14 protein-coding genes and 1 riboswitch are annotated in these 15,626 nt (G+C 66.3%); of the genes, 10 read left to right on the forward strand and 4 right to left on the reverse strand.

Going from position 1 to position 15,626, the window contains the following annotated elements; all coding sequences use genetic code 11:
• The 6 genes from GSQ95_RS05215 to GSQ95_RS05240 form a co-directional block, all read left to right on the forward strand.
• Positions 1 to 785 (forward strand): DUF3426 domain-containing protein (locus GSQ95_RS05215; protein WP_158973756.1); only part of this gene is annotated, 785 nt, incomplete at its 5' end.
• A 155-nt stretch (positions 786 to 940) separates the two neighbouring features.
• Entirely contained in the window at positions 941 to 1,933 is a 993-nt protein-coding gene (gene dusB / locus GSQ95_RS05220) for a tRNA dihydrouridine synthase DusB (RefSeq protein WP_158894899.1), read from the forward strand.
• The gene (gene fis, locus GSQ95_RS05225; RefSeq protein ID WP_026083845.1) at positions 1,930 to 2,247 is read left to right on the forward strand and encodes a DNA-binding transcriptional regulator Fis; all 318 of its coding nucleotides are present in this window, start codon (positions 1,930 to 1,932) and stop codon (positions 2,245 to 2,247) included. The genes dusB and fis overlap by 4 nt, the downstream gene beginning before the upstream one ends.
• Before the next feature lie 66 nt (positions 2,248 to 2,313).
• Positions 2,314 to 3,906, forward strand: a complete 1,593-nt coding sequence (gene purH, locus GSQ95_RS05230) for a bifunctional phosphoribosylaminoimidazolecarboxamide formyltransferase/IMP cyclohydrolase (protein ID WP_158894896.1) — start codon at positions 2,314 to 2,316, stop codon at positions 3,904 to 3,906.
• An 85-nt stretch (positions 3,907 to 3,991) separates the two neighbouring features.
• On the forward strand, positions 3,992 to 5,275 hold the full coding sequence (gene purD / locus GSQ95_RS05235; RefSeq protein WP_158894892.1) for a phosphoribosylamine--glycine ligase: 1,284 nt from the start codon (positions 3,992 to 3,994) through the stop codon (positions 5,273 to 5,275).
• A 94-nt stretch (positions 5,276 to 5,369) separates the two neighbouring features.
• On the forward strand, positions 5,370 to 8,144 hold the full coding sequence (locus tag GSQ95_RS05240) for a hybrid sensor histidine kinase/response regulator (RefSeq protein ID WP_158894889.1): 2,775 nt from the start codon (positions 5,370 to 5,372) through the stop codon (positions 8,142 to 8,144).
• Here GSQ95_RS05240 and GSQ95_RS05245 read toward each other — a convergent pair.
• Positions 8,128 to 8,523, reverse strand: a complete 396-nt coding sequence (locus tag GSQ95_RS05245; RefSeq protein WP_064309293.1) for an acyl-CoA thioesterase — start codon at positions 8,521 to 8,523, stop codon at positions 8,128 to 8,130. The genes GSQ95_RS05240 and GSQ95_RS05245 overlap by 17 nt on opposite strands.
• Before the next feature lie 152 nt (positions 8,524 to 8,675).
• A riboswitch (S-adenosyl-L-homocysteine riboswitch) is annotated at positions 8,676 to 8,818 on the forward strand.
• A gap of 22 nt (positions 8,819 to 8,840) precedes the next feature.
• On the opposite strand from GSQ95_RS05245, the gene ahcY reads away from it, so the two are divergent.
• The 3 genes from ahcY (at position 8,841) to GSQ95_RS05260 (ending at position 13,222) form a co-directional block, all read left to right on the forward strand.
• On the forward strand, positions 8,841 to 10,247 hold the full coding sequence (gene ahcY / locus GSQ95_RS05250; RefSeq protein ID WP_158894886.1) for an adenosylhomocysteinase: 1,407 nt from the start codon (positions 8,841 to 8,843) through the stop codon (positions 10,245 to 10,247).
• Between the two features lie 52 nt (positions 10,248 to 10,299).
• Positions 10,300 to 11,136 carry a methylenetetrahydrofolate reductase [NAD(P)H] gene (gene metF / locus GSQ95_RS05255; RefSeq protein ID WP_133861534.1) on the forward strand — a complete coding sequence of 279 codons (837 nt, stop codon included), beginning with the start codon at positions 10,300 to 10,302 and terminating at the stop codon, positions 11,134 to 11,136.
• 184 nt (positions 11,137 to 11,320) lie between these two features.
• Positions 11,321 to 13,222, forward strand: a complete 1,902-nt coding sequence (locus GSQ95_RS05260) for a DEAD/DEAH box helicase (RefSeq protein WP_158894883.1) — start codon at positions 11,321 to 11,323, stop codon at positions 13,220 to 13,222.
• Positions 13,223 to 13,304: 82 nt separating this feature from the next.
• Here GSQ95_RS05260 and GSQ95_RS05265 read toward each other — a convergent pair whose 3' ends face one another.
• From GSQ95_RS05265 to GSQ95_RS05275, 3 genes are all read right to left on the reverse strand, one after another.
• Positions 13,305 to 13,592 (reverse strand): PA4642 family protein, encoded by a 288-nt coding sequence (locus GSQ95_RS05265; protein ID WP_007161573.1) that lies wholly within the window; start codon positions 13,590 to 13,592, stop codon positions 13,305 to 13,307.
• 116 nt (positions 13,593 to 13,708) lie between these two features.
• Positions 13,709 to 14,179, reverse strand: coding sequence for a WbuC family cupin fold metalloprotein (locus tag GSQ95_RS05270; protein ID WP_158894880.1), 471 nt, complete (start codon positions 14,177 to 14,179; stop codon positions 13,709 to 13,711).
• A complete protein-coding gene (locus GSQ95_RS05275) occupies positions 14,176 to 14,730 on the reverse strand; it encodes a hypoxanthine-guanine phosphoribosyltransferase (protein ID WP_158894877.1) in 555 nt (184 codons plus the stop codon). The genes GSQ95_RS05270 and GSQ95_RS05275 overlap by 4 nt, the downstream gene beginning before the upstream one ends.
• 255 nt (positions 14,731 to 14,985) lie before the next feature.
• Between GSQ95_RS05275 and upp the strand changes: the two genes are divergently transcribed.
• Entirely contained in the window at positions 14,986 to 15,624 is a 639-nt protein-coding gene (gene upp, locus GSQ95_RS05280; RefSeq protein WP_158894874.1) for a uracil phosphoribosyltransferase, read from the forward strand.
• The last annotated feature ends 2 nt before the right edge of the window (positions 15,625 to 15,626 follow it).

Below are 15,626 nucleotides of genomic sequence, written 5' to 3' on the forward strand. Positions count from 1 at the left end.
CGCTGAAGCCCGCCCCGGCCACGCCGCCCGCGCCCCTCACCGCCACGCCGGCCGAACGCCAGGAGCCCGCGCTCGGCCGGGTCGAAGCCGACGACGACGAACGCGCCGAACCCGGCCTGGGCCGCCTCGACGACTGGCAGGAGCCGGCTGCCGAATCCCTCAGCGCCGCTCGCGACAGCGACGACGAGCCGCCGCCGGCCAAGGCCGCGAGCGGCCTGCGCAGCGAGCCGGAATGGCAGGACGATCCGCTGCTGGACCTGCACGACGAACCGCTGCAGCTGGACAGCCACCCGCAGCGCCCGCGCTGGGGTCGCCGCCTGCTGTGGATCCTGCTCTGCCTGCTGGCGCTGCTCGGCCTGGCCGGCCAGTACGTCTATTACCACTTCGACGAACTGGCGCGGCAGGACAGCTATCGCCCGCTGTTCGTCCAGGCCTGCGCCAGCCTCGGCTGCAAGGTGCCGTCCAAGGTCGATGTCCAGCAGATCCGCAGCAGCAACCTGGTGGTGCGCAGCCACCCGCAATTTTCCGGGGCGCTGCGCGTCGATGCCATCCTCTACAACCGGGCACCCTTCTCGCAGCCCTTTCCGCTGCTGGAATTGCGCTTCGCCGACCTCAATGGCCAACTGCTCGCCAGCCGCCGCTTCAAGCCGGGCGAATACCTGAATGGCGAACTGAAAGGCCAGGACGAGATGCCGCCGCAGACGCCGATCCACATCGCCCTGGACATCCTCGACCCCGGTCCGCGAGCCGTGAATTACAGCCTGAGCTTCTTCTCGCCGGAGTAGCGCCAGGGTGAATTGCTCATAAACTAGCCAACTCGCGCTTTATCCGGAGGCGGCGAGCGGGTATCATTCCCAACCCTTTTCAAGCACAGCAGCCCCTGTCCGCGGCCGGTTCCCGGCGCAGGCGGAACAGGCGCCTATTCGCCAGGGAAAAAGATATGTCGATGGTACGCATCGGCCCTTATACCTTGCCCAATCCGCTGATTCTCGCGCCCATGGCCGGGGTCACCGACCTGCCCTTCCGGCGCCTGTGCCTGGCACTCGGCGCCGGCATGGCCGTGTCGGAAATGGTGACCAGTGACGTGCGGCTCTACGACAGCCGCAAGTCGCGGCTGCGCCTGATCCACGCCAGCGAGCAGGAACCGCGTTCGGTGCAGATCGCCGGCGGCGATCCGGCGATGCTGGCCGAGGCGGCCCGGCGCAATGTCGAACTGGGTGCCCAGATCATCGACATCAACATGGGCTGCCCGGCGAAAAAGGTCTGCAACAAGGCCGCCGGCTCCGCGCTGATGAAGGATGAGGCCCTGGTGGCCGAGATCCTCGCCGCCGTGGTGGCCGCCGTCGACGTCCCCGTGACCCTGAAGATCCGCACCGGCTGGAATCCCGACAATCGCAACGGCCTGCGCATCGCGCAGCTGGCCGAAGCCGCGGGCATCCATGCCCTCGCCGTGCATGGCCGCACCCGGGACGACCGTTTCCTCGGCGCCGCCGAGTACGACACCATCGCCGCCATCAAGCAGGCGGTCGGTATCCCGGTGTTCGCCAACGGCGACATCGACAGCCCGGAAAAGGCCCGCTGGGTGCTCGAACACACCGGCTGCGACGGCCTGCTGATCGGCCGCGCCGCCCAGGGGCGCCCCTGGATCTTCCGCGAAATCGCCCACTACCTGGCGACCGGCGAGCACCTGGCGGCGCCCGACGATGCCGAGGTGGAGGCCATCCTGCTGGAACACCTCGACGCCCTGCACGCCTTCTATGGCGCGGAAATGGGCGTGCGCATCGCCCGCAAGCACGTCGGCTGGTATCTGGCCGACCGGCCGGGCGCCGCGGAATCGCGCGCCCAGTTCAACCGACTGCAAGACACCCAAGCCCAGCACGCCAGCATTCGCGCGTTCTTCGCGCAGCCCCCGACCGGGAAGCAGGTGGCATGAATTCGATGACCGAGACTTTGACTGGAACAGCGCCTGTGAGTGACAACGGCGACCTCAAGCAGCACCTGACCGCTCCCTTGCAGGAGGGTCAGACGCTGCGCGACAGCGTGGAAAAGGCGCTGCGCAACTATTTCGCCCACCTCGATGGGCAGCCGGTGACCGACGTCTACAACATGGTGCTCTGCGAAGTGGAAGCACCCCTGCTCGAAAGCGTGATGAATTACGTCAAGGGCAACCAGACCAAGGCATCGGAGATGCTCGGGCTCAATCGCGGCACCCTGCGCAAGAAGCTCAAGCAGTACGACCTGCTCTGATCCGCCTCATCGCCGGCGGCCCAGGGGGCTTGACCGGCGGTCTTTCTCCTCCTGATGGACATGACCATGACCGACCAGACCTCTCGCCTCCCCGTCCGCCGTGCGCTGATCAGCGTGTCCGACAAGACGGGCGTCGTCGACTTCGCCCGCGAACTCGCGGCCATCGGCGTGGAAATCCTGTCCACCGGCGGCACCTACAAGCTGCTGCGCGATGAAGGCATCCCGGCCGTGGAAGTCGCCGACTACACCGGTTTCCCGGAGATGATGGACGGGCGCGTCAAGACCCTGCATCCGAAGATCCACGGCGGCATCCTCGGTCGTCGCGGCGTCGACCACGAGGTGATGAGCGAACACGGCATACGCCCCATCGACCTGGTCGCGGTCAACCTCTATCCCTTCGCCGCCACAGTGGCCAAGCCCGGCTGCAGCCTGGCCGATGCCATCGAGAACATCGACATCGGCGGCCCGACCATGGTCCGCAGCGCGGCGAAGAACCACAAGGACGTCGCCATCGTGGTCAATGCCAGCGACTACGCGGCCATCCTCGACGACCTCAAGGCCGGTGGCCTGACCTATGCCCAGCGCTTCGACCTGGCGCTCAAGGCCTTCGAGCACACCGCCGCCTACGACGGCATGATCGCCAATTACCTGGGCAGCATCGACCAGCAGGCCGAGACCCTGACCACCGAAGGCCGCGCCGCCTTCCCGCGGACCTTCAGCGCCCAGTTCATCAAGGCGCAGGACATGAGATATGGCGAGAATCCGCACCAGCAGGCGGCCTTCTACGTCGAGCACGCCAGCGAAGCCTGCGTGGCCACCGCCACCCAGCTGCAGGGCAAGGAACTGTCCTTCAACAACGTCGCCGACACCGATGCCGCCCTGGAGACCGTGAAGAGCTACGGGGAACCGGCCTGCGTCATCGTCAAGCACGCCAATCCCTGCGGCGTGGCCGTCGCCGGCGACATCCGCCAGGCCTATGAACTGGCCTATGCCACCGACAGCGAATCGGCCTTCGGCGGTATCATCGCCTTCAACCGCGAACTGGACGCCGAGACCGCCCGCGCCATCGTCGAGCGCCAGTTCGTCGAGGTGATCATCGCCCCGCGCGTCAGCGCCGAAGCCCGCGAAGTCGTCGCGGCCAAGGCCAACGTCCGCCTGCTGGAGTGCGGCGAGTGGCCCGCCGAGCGCAAGCCCGGCCTGGACCTCAAGCGCGTCAACGGCGGCCTGCTGGTGCAGAGCCGCGACATCGCCATGATCACCGCCGACGACCTCAAGGTGGTGACCCGCCGCGCGCCCAGCGAGCAGGAGCTGCAGGACCTGATCTTCGCCTGGAAGGTGGCCAAGTTCGTCAAGTCCAACGCCATCGTCTACGCCAAGGGCCAGCAGACCGTGGGCATCGGCGCCGGCCAGATGAGCCGCGTCAACTCGGCGCGCATCGCCGCCATCAAGGCCGAGCACGCCGGTCTGGCCGTGGCCGGTGCGGTCATGGCCTCGGACGCCTTCTTCCCCTTCCGCGACGGCATCGACAACGCCGCGGCCAACGGCATCACCGCGGTGATCCAGCCGGGCGGCTCCATGCGCGACGCCGAGGTGATCGCCGCCGCCGACGAAGCCGGCATCGCCATGGTCTTCACCGGCATGCGCCACTTCCGCCACTAAGGCCCGCCACGGCGAGGGCCGCAGCCCTCGCCGTCGACCCATTTGCGTGGCGGACGTGCCCAGCGTTCGCCCAGAGGAAAGCTTCATGAACGTACTCATCATCGGCAGCGGCGGTCGCGAACACGCCCTGGCCTGGAAGGTCGCCCAGGACAGTCGGGTCACCAAGGTCTACGTCGCCCCCGGCAACGCCGGCACCGCCACCGAAGCCAAGTGCGAGAACGTCGCCCTCGACGTCCTGGCCCTGGAGCAACTGGCCGACTTCGCCGCCGCCAACGTCGAGCTGACCATCGTCGGCCCCGAGGCGCCGCTGGTGGCCGGCGTGGTCGACCTGTTCCGCAGCCGTGGCCTGCCCTGCTTCGGCCCCACCGCCGGCGCGGCGCAACTGGAAGGCTCCAAGGCCTTCACCAAGGATTTCCTCGCGCGCCATCAGATCCCCACCGCCGCCTACGCCAACTTCACCGAGGTGGAGCCGGCGCTGGCCTATCTGCGCGAGCAGGGTGCGCCCATCGTGATCAAGGCCGATGGCCTGGCCGCCGGCAAGGGCGTGATCGTCGCCATGACCCTGGCCGAAGCCGAGGACGCCGTGCGTGACATGCTCTCCGGCAATGCCTTCGGCGATGCCGGTGCGCGAGTGGTGATCGAGGAATTCCTCGATGGCGAGGAAGCCAGCTTCATCGTCATGGTGGATGGCAAGAACGTGCTGCCGATGGCCACCAGCCAGGACCACAAGCGCGTCGGCGACGGCGACAGCGGTCCTAACACCGGCGGCATGGGCGCCTACTCCCCGGCGCCGGTGGTGACCGCGGCGGTCCATGAGCGGGTCATGCGCGAGATCATCGAACCCACTGTGGCCGGCATGGCCAGCGAAGGCAATGTCTACACCGGCTTCCTCTATGCCGGCCTGATGATCGACCAGAGTGGCGCGCCCAAGGTCATCGAATTCAACTGCCGATTCGGCGATCCCGAGACCCAGCCGGTGATGCTGCGCCTGCAGTCCAGCCTGGTGCTGCTGGTGGAGGCCGCCCTGGCCGAGGCCCTCGACAAGATCGAAGCCTGCTGGGATCCCCGCCCGAGCCTGGGCATCGTCCTGGCCGCCGGCGGCTATCCGGGCGACTACGCCACGGGTGACGCCATCGCCGGTCTCGAGGCCGCCGCAGCGCTGCCGGGCAAGGTGTTCCACGCGGGCACCGGCCTGCGCGACGGTCAGGTCGTCACCGCCGGCGGTCGGGTGCTGTGCGCCACGGCTCTGGGCGAAACGGTCTCCGCCGCCCAGCAGAACGCCGCTGCGCTGGCCCGGGAAATCTCCTGGCCGGGCTGCTTCTACCGCAGCGACATCGGCTACCGCGCCATCGCCCGCGAGCGACAGTGAAGCTCGCCTAAGGGGTCAGCCTGTTACACTGTTACGTCAACAGACGTGACGGGCTGGTCTATACTCGACGTCCGCATTTGCGAAGGGAACTCTCGTGCACCGGCTCTGGATCGCCATAGGCTTTGTGGTCAGCTGGCTGCTGTTGCTGCTGGTGGCCAATTCCGTGCAGGCCGAGAATTCGCCGGATGCGGGCTGGGCGCAGTACGAGGACGTCACCGGCGAATTCTCGCTCGACGATGTCCGTGATCGGCTGTCCGCCTTCAAACCGCTGACCACCGCCAGGGCCCACCGCCCGGCCGGTTCCGGTGCGCTCTGGCTGCACACCCGCATCCAGCCCGACGCCCAGCAGCGGCTGCTGCGCATCATTTCGCCCAACGTCGGCTATCTGGATTTCTTCGCCTATCGCGATGACCAGTTGCTCAGCGAGATCCGCGATGGCCTGTCGCGGCCGCTGCTCAATCCACAGCAACTCAGTCGCGACTTCGTCTTTCCGATTCCACAGAGCGATCAGCCGCTCGACCTCTTCCTGAGATTCGAATCGCCCCAGCCGATGCGAATCGCCCTGACCCTGAGCAGCAGTGCCGAAGCCGAGATCACCCATCGCCTGGTGATGTTCGGCGTGTTGCTCGGCTGCCTGGCCATGCTGGCGCTGTACAACGGCGCCCAGCTGCTCTATCACCGCAGTCGCGCCACCAGCGCCCTCACCCTGCTGCTGGTGATGCTGGTCTGCGTGGCCCTGAACATCTTCGGACTGAGCAAGTTCTTCCTGGGCACCTTCAAGAGCCAGACGCCGCTGCTGACCGATCTGTCGGTGCTGGCCTGCAGCGCCGCCGGGCTGAATCTCGTGGGCGCCTTCTTCGGCTGGCGACGGCTGCCGCTGTGGGTCCGCCGCACGCTGCGCGGCCTGCTGGCCCTGGTCGGCCTGGCCGCCGTGGTGCGTATCGCCGCCGGCGAATTCTATGTCGGCGACTGGCTGATGGCGGTCAATGGCCTGGCGCTGTGCGCCTGCCTGATCATCGCGCTGGAGCGCTGGCACCAGGGCGCCCGCTATGGGCGGCTGCTGGTGATGAGCTGCGCCCTGCTGGCCCTGGCCGGGCTGATCGCGCTGCCGATCCTGGCCGGCTACGCCAATCCACCGGTGTGGATGGGCCGCGGCCTGATCGCCAGCTGCATGCTCAGCGGCATCCTGCTGACCCTGGCCCTGGAGGAGCGGCGTCGCTATCTGCGCGAGGAACATTTCACCCGCACCCGCGACAGAGCCACGAACCATGCGGAGCTCAAGGGCAAGGCCGAATTTCTCTCGCGCATCAGCCACGAGATCCGCACGCCCATGAACGGCGTGCTGGGCATGACCGAATTGCTGCAGGGCACGGCGCTGTCGGCCAAGCAGCGCGACTATGTGCAGACCATCCACAGCGCCGGCGCCGAGTTGCTCAACCTGATCAACGAGATCATCGACATCACCCGCCTGGAAAGTGGCCAGATCGAACTCGAGGAGGTCACCTTCGACCTCAACGCCCTGCTCGACGACTGCCTGGACATCTTCCGGCCGCGTGCCGAGGAGCACCGGGTCGAACTGCTCAGTTTCATCCAGCCCCAGGTGCCGCGCCGTTTCATCGGCGACCCGACCCGCTTGCGCCAGATCCTGCTCAACCTGCTGGAAAACGCCTTCCAGCGCACCGAGGAAGGCGAGATCCTGCTGGTGATCTCCCTGGAAGAGGCCACCGGCCAGCCACCACGCCTGCGCATCTCGGTGCAGGACAGCGGCACGCCGCTGGACGCGGCGCTGAGTCGCCAGCTGCTGTCCACCCACCTCGACCGCCGCGACTTTCTCGCCAGCGACACCGACAGCCTGGATTTCGGCCTGATCATCGCCCGCCAGCTGGTGCTGCTGATGCAGGGCGACTTCGGCATCCAGAACAACGCCGAAGGCGGTTCCAGCTTCTGGATCAGCCTGCCCATCCCGGCGCAGGCGCTGGTCCTGTCGCGCGGCGACAGCGACTATCCGCTGCAGGACGTGCGGGTGCTGGTGGTCGACGACAACGAACTCTGCCGCAAGGTCCTGCAGCAGCAGTGCAGCGCCTGGGGCATGCAGGCGGTGACCGCCGCCTCCGGGCGCGAGGCCCTGGCCCTGCTGCGTACCCAGTCGCACCTGCGGGAATACTTCGATGTGGTGCTGCTCGATCAGCAGATGCCGGGCATGACCGGCATGCAGCTCGCCGCGCGCATCAACGAAGACGAGAATCTCAACCACGATCTGCTGCTGATCATGCTCACCGGGCTGAGCAACGCGCCGAGCAAGGTCATCGCCCGCAACGCCGGCATCAAGCGGGTGCTGGCCAAGCCGGTGGCCGGCTATACCCTCAGAGCCACCCTGGCCGACGAACTGTCGCGCCGCGGCCAGCGGGTCAGCGAGCCCGAGCCCCAGGAACAGCCCAGCGGCATTCCCAGCGATTTCCGCGTGCTGGTGGCCGAGGACAACAGCATCTCGGTCAAGGTGATCCGCGGCATGCTGAAGAAGCTCGGCGTCGAACCCGATACCGTGAGCAACGGCCTGGAGGCCTTCGAAAAGCTCCAGCAGAACACCTACGACCTCATCCTGATGGATTGCGAGATGCCCCTGCTGGACGGCTTTGGCGCCACCCGCCGGCTACGCGCCTGGGAACAGCAGAATCATCGTTCGCGCACTCCGGTGGTGGCCCTGACCGCGCATATCCTCGCCGAGCACAAGGATCGCGCCCAGGAGGCCGGCATGGACGGCCACATGGGCAAGCCGATCGAACTCTCGCAACTGCGTGAACTGCTGCTCTACTGGGCCGAGCGGCGGCGCCTGGACGTGACCCGCGCCGGCCTCAAGGCGACTCCTTGAACCTGTCCTCGACATAGGTGATCCGGGTCTTGCCATGGGGCACCGGATTGCCTTCCTCGTCGAGATTGACGAAGACGATCTTGTCGATGGTGAGGATGCTCTTGCGGGTGATCTTGTTGCGCACCTCGCATCTCAGGGTGATGGAGGTACGCCCGAACTCGGTGGCGGTGATGCCCAGCTCGATGATGTCGCCCTGACGCGAGGCGCTGATGAAGTTGATCTCCGAGATGTACTTGGTCACCACCTTGGGATTTTCCAGCTGCACGATGGCGTAGATCGCCGCCTCCTCGTCGATCCATTTCAGCAGACTGCCGCCGAACAGGGTGCCATTGGCGTTGAGGTCTTCGGGTTTCACCCACTTGCGGGTATGGAAGTTCATCAGGGCTCCTTGAATTTCCAGGGGGGTTGGAGCATCAGATCAGGGTGCGCGCGGTAGATTCCGGTCGACATGAGGCAGAGCGCCACCCTTTGGGTTTATCGCGATCCTCGTTATACTGCCCGCGCATCGCGGCCACCAGGCCGCCCCGCCTTCCGTTCGAGGGGCGCTGCAGCACGCTGCGTTATCCCATCCTAGCCGACCCGCCGCTGGCGCGCGCATCACGGCCGGCATGACGTCAGACGTTGTCAGGCTCGAACGGAGCGTTATCAGAACGCATCAACGGCGCCCATTCGCACCTAACGAATGGAGACTCTTCAATGAGCGCTGTCCTCACGCCTGCCGCTTTCAACGATTTCAAGGTCGCCGACATCTCCCTGGCCGACTGGGGTCGTCGCGAAGTCATCATCGCCGAATCGGAAATGCCCGCCCTCATGGCGCTGCGTGGCAAGTACGCCGGCGAGCAACCCCTGGCCGGTGCCAAGATCCTCGGCTGCATCCACATGACCATCCAGACCGCCGTGCTCATCGAGACCCTGGTGGCCCTGGGCGCCGAAGTGCGCTGGTCCAGCTGCAACATCTTCTCCACCCAGGACCAGGCCGCCGCCGCCATCGCCGCCGCCGGTATCCCGGTGTTCGCCTGGAAGGGCGAGACCGAAGCCGAATACGAGTGGTGCATCGAGCAGACCATCCTCAAGGACGGCCAGCCCTGGGACGCCAACATGGTGCTGGACGATGGCGGTGACCTGACCCAGATCCTGCACGACAAGTATCCGCAGGTGCTGGAGCGCGTGCACGGCATCACCGAAGAGACCACCACCGGCGTGCATCGCCTGCTGGACATGCTCAAGGACGGCACCCTCAAGGTCCCGGCGATCAACGTCAACGACTCGGTCACCAAGAGCAAGAACGACAACAAGTACGGTTGCCGCCACAGCCTCAACGACGCCATCAAGCGCGCCACCGACCACCTGCTGTCCGGCAAGCAGGCGCTGGTGATCGGCTACGGCGACGTGGGCAAGGGCTCGGCCGCCTCGCTGCGTCAGGAAGGCATGATCGTCAAGGTCTCGGAAGTCGACCCGATCTGCGCCATGCAGGCCTGCATGGATGGCTACGAGCTGGTCTCGCCCTATGTCGATGGCCTGAACGACGGCACCGAAGCCTCGGTGGATCGCGCCCTGCTGGGCAAGATCGACCTGATCGTCACCACCACCGGCAACGTCAACGTCTGTGACGCCAATATGCTCAAGGCGCTGAAGAAGCGCGCCCTGGTGTGCAACATCGGCCACTTCGACAACGAGATCGACACCGCCTTCATGCGCCAGCACTGGGGCTGGGAAGAGGTGAAGCCGCAGGTGCACAAGATCCACCGCACCGGCCTGACCGTCGACTCGGCCAACGACGACTACCTGATCCTGCTGGCCGAAGGCCGCCTGGTGAACCTGGGCAACGCCACCGGCCACCCCAGCCGCATCATGGACGGCTCCTTCGCCAACCAGGTGCTGGCGCAGATTCACCTGTACCAGGAGAAGTTCGCCGACCTGCCGGTCGCCGAGAAGACCGCCAACGTCACCGTCATGGTCCTGCCCAAGAAGCTCGACGAAGAAGTGGCGCTGGAAATGGTGAAGGGCTTCGGTGGCGTGGTGACCCGCCTGACAGACGCTCAGGCCAAGTACATCGGCGTGACCCAGGAAGGCCCCTTCAAGCCCGACAGCTACCGCTACTGATGGCCAGGCCACCCGCTCCCCGGAGCGGGTGGCCGCCCACGAGAGAGACGACGTGAAACCCAGTCTGAGTTTCGAATTCTTTCCCTGCAAGACAGAAGCGGGCCACGAGAAGCTGATCGCCACGGCGCGGCAACTGGCGAGTCACGGGCCGGAGTTCTTTTCCTGCACCTATGGCGCCGGTGGCTCCACCCGCGACGGTACCTATCGCACCGTGCGCCAGCTCAACGACGAGGTCGGGGTGCCGACCGCACCGCATCTGTCGTGCGTCGGAGACAGCAAGGCCAAGCTGCGCGAGTTGCTCCAGCAGTACCGGGAAGCCGGCATCAACCGCATCGTCGCCCTGCGCGGCGACCTGCCGTCCGGCATGGGCCTGTCCGGCGGTGGCGAATTGCGCCACGCCAGCGATCTGGTCGCCTTCATCCGCGAGGAAACCGGTGATCACTTCCATATCGAAGTCGCCGCCTATCCGGAAACCCATCCGCAGGCGCGCAGCTTTACGGACGACGTGCGCAATTTCGTGTACAAGATGCAGGCCGGTGCTGACCGCGCGGTCACCCAGTACTTCTTCAACGCCGATTGCTACTTCCATTTTGTGGAACGTGTCCGCAAACTGGGAGTCGAAGCTCCGGTGATCCCTGGCATCATGCCGATCACCAACTACAGCAAGTTGGCGCGCTTCTCCGATGCCTGTGGCGCTGAATTGCCACGTTGGCTGCGGAAGCAACTGGAAGCCTACGGTGACGACACCCAGAGCATCCAGGCCTTTGGCGAAGAAGTCATGACCGACCTCTGCGAGCGACTGCTCGAAGGTGGGGCACCCGGTGTGCACTTCTATACCCTGAACCAAGCGGAACCGTGTATCGCCATCTGGCGAAACCTCGGTTTTTGAAGTCGGCCAGGCGAACTGGCGGCGACTTTACCCAATCGTGATTACCGCTATCGGTCATCGTCCGACTCGTCATCCAGCGCAGGATGACGAGGGTGGGCGAGACGTCCCAAGCCTTTCGGACGTCAACCGGCAGCGCAACCGCGCCCCCACGTCGGCGGGACGCCGACAGAGACAGGAACCCCGCATGTCCTTCATTTCCCTCGGTCTCTCCGAGGCCCTTGCCCGCGCTGTGGAAGACGCTGGCTACACGAATCCCACGCCTGTTCAGCAACGCGCCATTCCGGCCGTCCTGCAGGGTCGCGATCTGATGGTGGCCGCCCAGACCGGCACCGGCAAGACCGGTGGCTTCGCGCTGCCGGTGCTTGAGCGCCTGTTTCCCAACGGTCATCCCGATGGTCACCACTATGTGGCCAAGCAGCCCCGCGTGCTGGTGCTGACGCCGACCCGTGAACTGGCGGCCCAGGTCCACGACAGCTTCAAGGTGTACGCCCGCGACCTGCCCATGCGCAGCGCCTGCGTCTTCGGTGGCGTCGGCCTCAAGCCGCAGGTCACCGCCCTGGCCAAGGGTGTCGACGTGCTCGTCGCCTGCCCGGGTCGCCTGCTGGACCTCGCCGGTCAGCAGAGCGTCGATCTGTCCGCCATCGAGGTCCTGGTGCTGGACGAAGCCGACCGCATGCTGGACATGGGCTTCATCCACGATGTGAAGAAGGTCCTGGCCCGTCTGCCGGCCCGCCGCCAGAACCTGCTGTTCTCGGCCACCTTCTCCAAGGACATCACCGACCTCGCCGGCAAGCTGCTGCAGGATCCCGAGCGGATCGAGGTCACCCCGCCGAACACCACCGTCGAGCGCATCGAGCAGCGGCTGTTCCGCATCCCCGCCAACCAGAAGCGCGCCCTGCTCGCCCACCTGATCACCCTGGGTGCCTGGGAACAGGTGCTGGTGTTCACCCGGACCAAGCACGGCGCCAACCGCCTGGCCGAGTACCTGAACAAGCACGGCCTGCCATCGGCGCCGATCCATGGCAACAAGAGCCAGAACGCCCGCACCAAGGCCCTGGCCGACTTCAAGAGCAACGAGGTGCGTGTCCTCGTCGCCACCGACATCGCCGCCCGCGGCCTGGACATCGATCAGTTGCCCCACGTGGTCAACTTCGAGCTGCCCAATGTCGAGGAGGACTATGTCCACCGTATCGGCCGCACCGGTCGGGCCGGTCGCAGCGGCGAAGCCATTTCGCTGGTCTCCCCGGACGAAGAGAAGCTGCTCAAGGCCATCGAGCGCCTGACCAAGCAGAGCATCCAGGACGGCGACATGCAGGGCTTCGACCCGCAGTCCGTGCCGCCCGAGCAGCCGGAAGTCCGGGCACCCCGCGAACCGCGTGGCAAGCCGCAGCAGAATCGCCAGAAGAAGGCCGACAAGCCGGCGCGCAGCGAAGGCAGAGGTCAGAATCAGGGGCAGGGTCAGGCCCAGAACGCAGGCAAGGCCGCCGCTGGCGAGCCGTCCGGCACCCAGCCCCAGGGCGAGCGCAAGGGGCGTTCCCGCAATCGTCGCGACCGCCGCGATCGCGATGACGCCGGCCAGGACAAGGCCGCCGTGCAACCCGGCCAGGCCGTTGCCCAGCAGCCGCGCAATCGTGATCCGGAAGAATTCCTGGATGACGCCTACGACAACTTCGGCAACAGCGTCGACTACGTGAGCCCCTACCAGGGCAAGGGCCGCAAGGGTCCGCGCAGTGGCAACGGCGGCAGCGCGCCACGCGCCGCCACGACCGGCGGCCAGGGCCAGCCCCGTCAGGGTCAAGGCCAGGGCCAGGGCGCTGCCCGCGGTCCGCGCAGCCAGCAACAGCAGCAGCCCGGCAAGCGGCGTGGTCAGAACGGCCAGCCCCGTGCCGCCCGGCCCTATGAAGCCGCGCCCAGCGAGCCGCGCGCCTATGCCACGGAAGAGCGGGCGTCGAACAAGCCGCAGCCGAAGATCGTGCACAAGCCGTCGCGTGCCGATCGCCTGCCGACCCTGGAGCAGCTGGAAGAGATGCCAAGCCGGCCGCGCAGCGAGAAGCCCGCGCTGCTGACCCGCAACCGCGACGCCTGATGGCCGACGGGCCGCTCAGGCGGTCCGTTCACCAGGCAAAAAGAAACCCCGCCATGGCGGGGTTTGTTTTTTATGCGGCCCTTTAGGCGTGGGCGGCGCGCAGCGCGTCGATATAGGGCTCGGCCTGGCGATGGCTGCGGATCAGCTCGATGAAGTCTTCACCCTGGTCGTTACGGGCATCCAGGTCGTAGCCGGCCTCGACGAAGAAGCCGACGAAGCGCTCGAAGTCGTCCGGGCGCAGGCCGCGATAGGCCTTGACCAGCTTGTGCAGAGACGCGGGAGTATCGTCCGCCGGCTCGACCGCGAGAAACAGCTTGATCTGCTCGTCGCTGATCTCTTCACCGATGACCTGCTTTTTATCCTTGCGCATCCTTTGGCTACCTGTGCTGGGGGATTCTTTGGAGAAAAGGAGGATCGATTCTAACCCCGCCCCTCGCCTGCCCGCCAGTGACAAACCGTGGTGATACCGCGACCCTGGTCGAAAGTTCAATCGAAGTGAGCGCGCATCCAGCTGCGATAGCGCTCGGCGTCGGGTGCGCCCTCCAGCGGGGCCCAGGCCGGCCGTTCACCCTCGCCCAGCGGCACGAAGGGCCCGGCCTTGCATTCGAAGAACAGGCAGTCGCCCCCCAGGGCAACCAGCGCGTGGTAGTGCCCGGGGGCGAGATCGACGCCCGGACAACCGGCGCGCTGGGACAGTTCGCGGCGCAGCAGCACCTGTCCGTCTTCGCCGAAGGTCAGCAGCCCGAGCCGGCCCTGCAGCACCAGCAGGCTCTCGGACTTGTGCGGATCCAGGTGGCGATGGGGCGGTATGTAGCTGTCTTCGCACATCCCCACCACCAGGCGATGGCAGGGCTCGTCCATGAGATGCAGGTTGTAATGGGCGCGCCGGCGCGGGCTGGCCGCCGCCTGCCGGAGCAGGTCGGCGAACAGCGCCTGATCGAACGGCCGCGCGGTCACAGCCCCTTCACGGCATAGATACCGGGTGCGTTGCGCCAGTAGCCCTTGTAATCCATGCCGTAGCCGAAGATGTAGCGATCGATGCAGGGCAGGCCGACGTAGGTGGCCTCCAGGCCCTTGACCTTGCGGTCGTGGGTCTTGTCGATCAGCACCGCGGTGTGGACTTCGCGGGCGCCGGCGTGGCGGCAGAAGTCGATGATGGCCTTGAGGGTATGGCCCTCGTCGAAGATGTCGTCGACGATCAGCACATCGCGATCGATGAAGGACACCTCGGGCTTGGCCTTCCAGAACAGCTCGCCGCCGGTGGTCTCGTTGCGATAGCGGGTGGCGTGCAGGTAGGACATTTCCAGCGGGAAATGCAGCCGGGTGGCCAGCTTGCCGGTCAGGATCAGACCGCCGTTCATCACGCAGAAGACCACCGGATTGCGCTCGGCGAGATCGGCGGTGATGGACGCGGCGATCCGGTCGATGGCCGCTTCGACCTGGGCTTCGTCATACAGGCAATCGGCTTCCTGCATGACCTGGCGGATGTGGGCGAGATCGGCGGACATGGGGCTTCTCCGGGGGACGGGGCGCCTGCCTGATGGTTGGCGCGGATAAAAGGCGGCAAAGGTACAGACACCGCGAACTGATCTCAAGCGCCGCCAGGCGGCTACTATTGTCGCAGGGTACTGCCCACCTCGAGTCGGATGCTTTAATGTACCGCGGTTTTTTTGTGCGCCTGCCCTTCCTGCGGCAGGCCTTCGGGCCGCCGGTCGTACCAAAAACGTCCTCGATCCGCTGCCCTACCGTCTCTGGAGAATCCCATGCCCGTCCACGAAATCCGCCACCCGCTCATCCGTCACAAGCTCGGCCTGATGCGGCGCGCCGATATCAGTACCAAGAACTTTCGCGAACTGGCCCAGGAAGTCGGCGCCCTGCTGACCTACGAGGCGACCAAGGACCTGCCGGTGGAAGAGGTGGACATCGAAGGCTGGTGCGGCACCGTCAAGGTGGAAAAGATTTCCGGCAAGAAGGTCACCGTGGTGCCCATCCTGCGCGCCGGCATCGGCATGCTCGACGGCGTGCTCAGCCTGATCCCCAGCGCCCGGGTCAGCGTGGTGGGCCTCGCCCGCAACGAATCCACCCTGCAGGCCCACACCTACCTGGAAAAGCTGGTGGGTGAACTGGACCAGCGCCTGGCCATGATCATCGATCCCATGCTGGCCACCGGCGGCTCCATGATCGCCACCATCGACCTGCTGAAGAAGGCCGGGGCCAGGGAAATCCGTGCCCTGGTGCTGGTGGCGGCGCCCGAGGGCATCGCCGCGGTCGAGGAAGCCCATCCGGACGTGCGCCTCTACACCGCCTCCATCGACGAGCGCCTCAACGAGCACGGCTACATCCTGCCGGGGCTGGGCGATGCCGGTGACAAGATCTTCGGCACCAAGCAGAAGGACGCCTGAGC

This window comes from Pseudomonas sp. BAV 4579, assembly GCF_009765395.1.
In the GTDB taxonomy this organism is placed as follows: domain Bacteria; phylum Pseudomonadota; class Gammaproteobacteria; order Pseudomonadales; family Pseudomonadaceae; genus Chryseomonas; species Chryseomonas aestiva.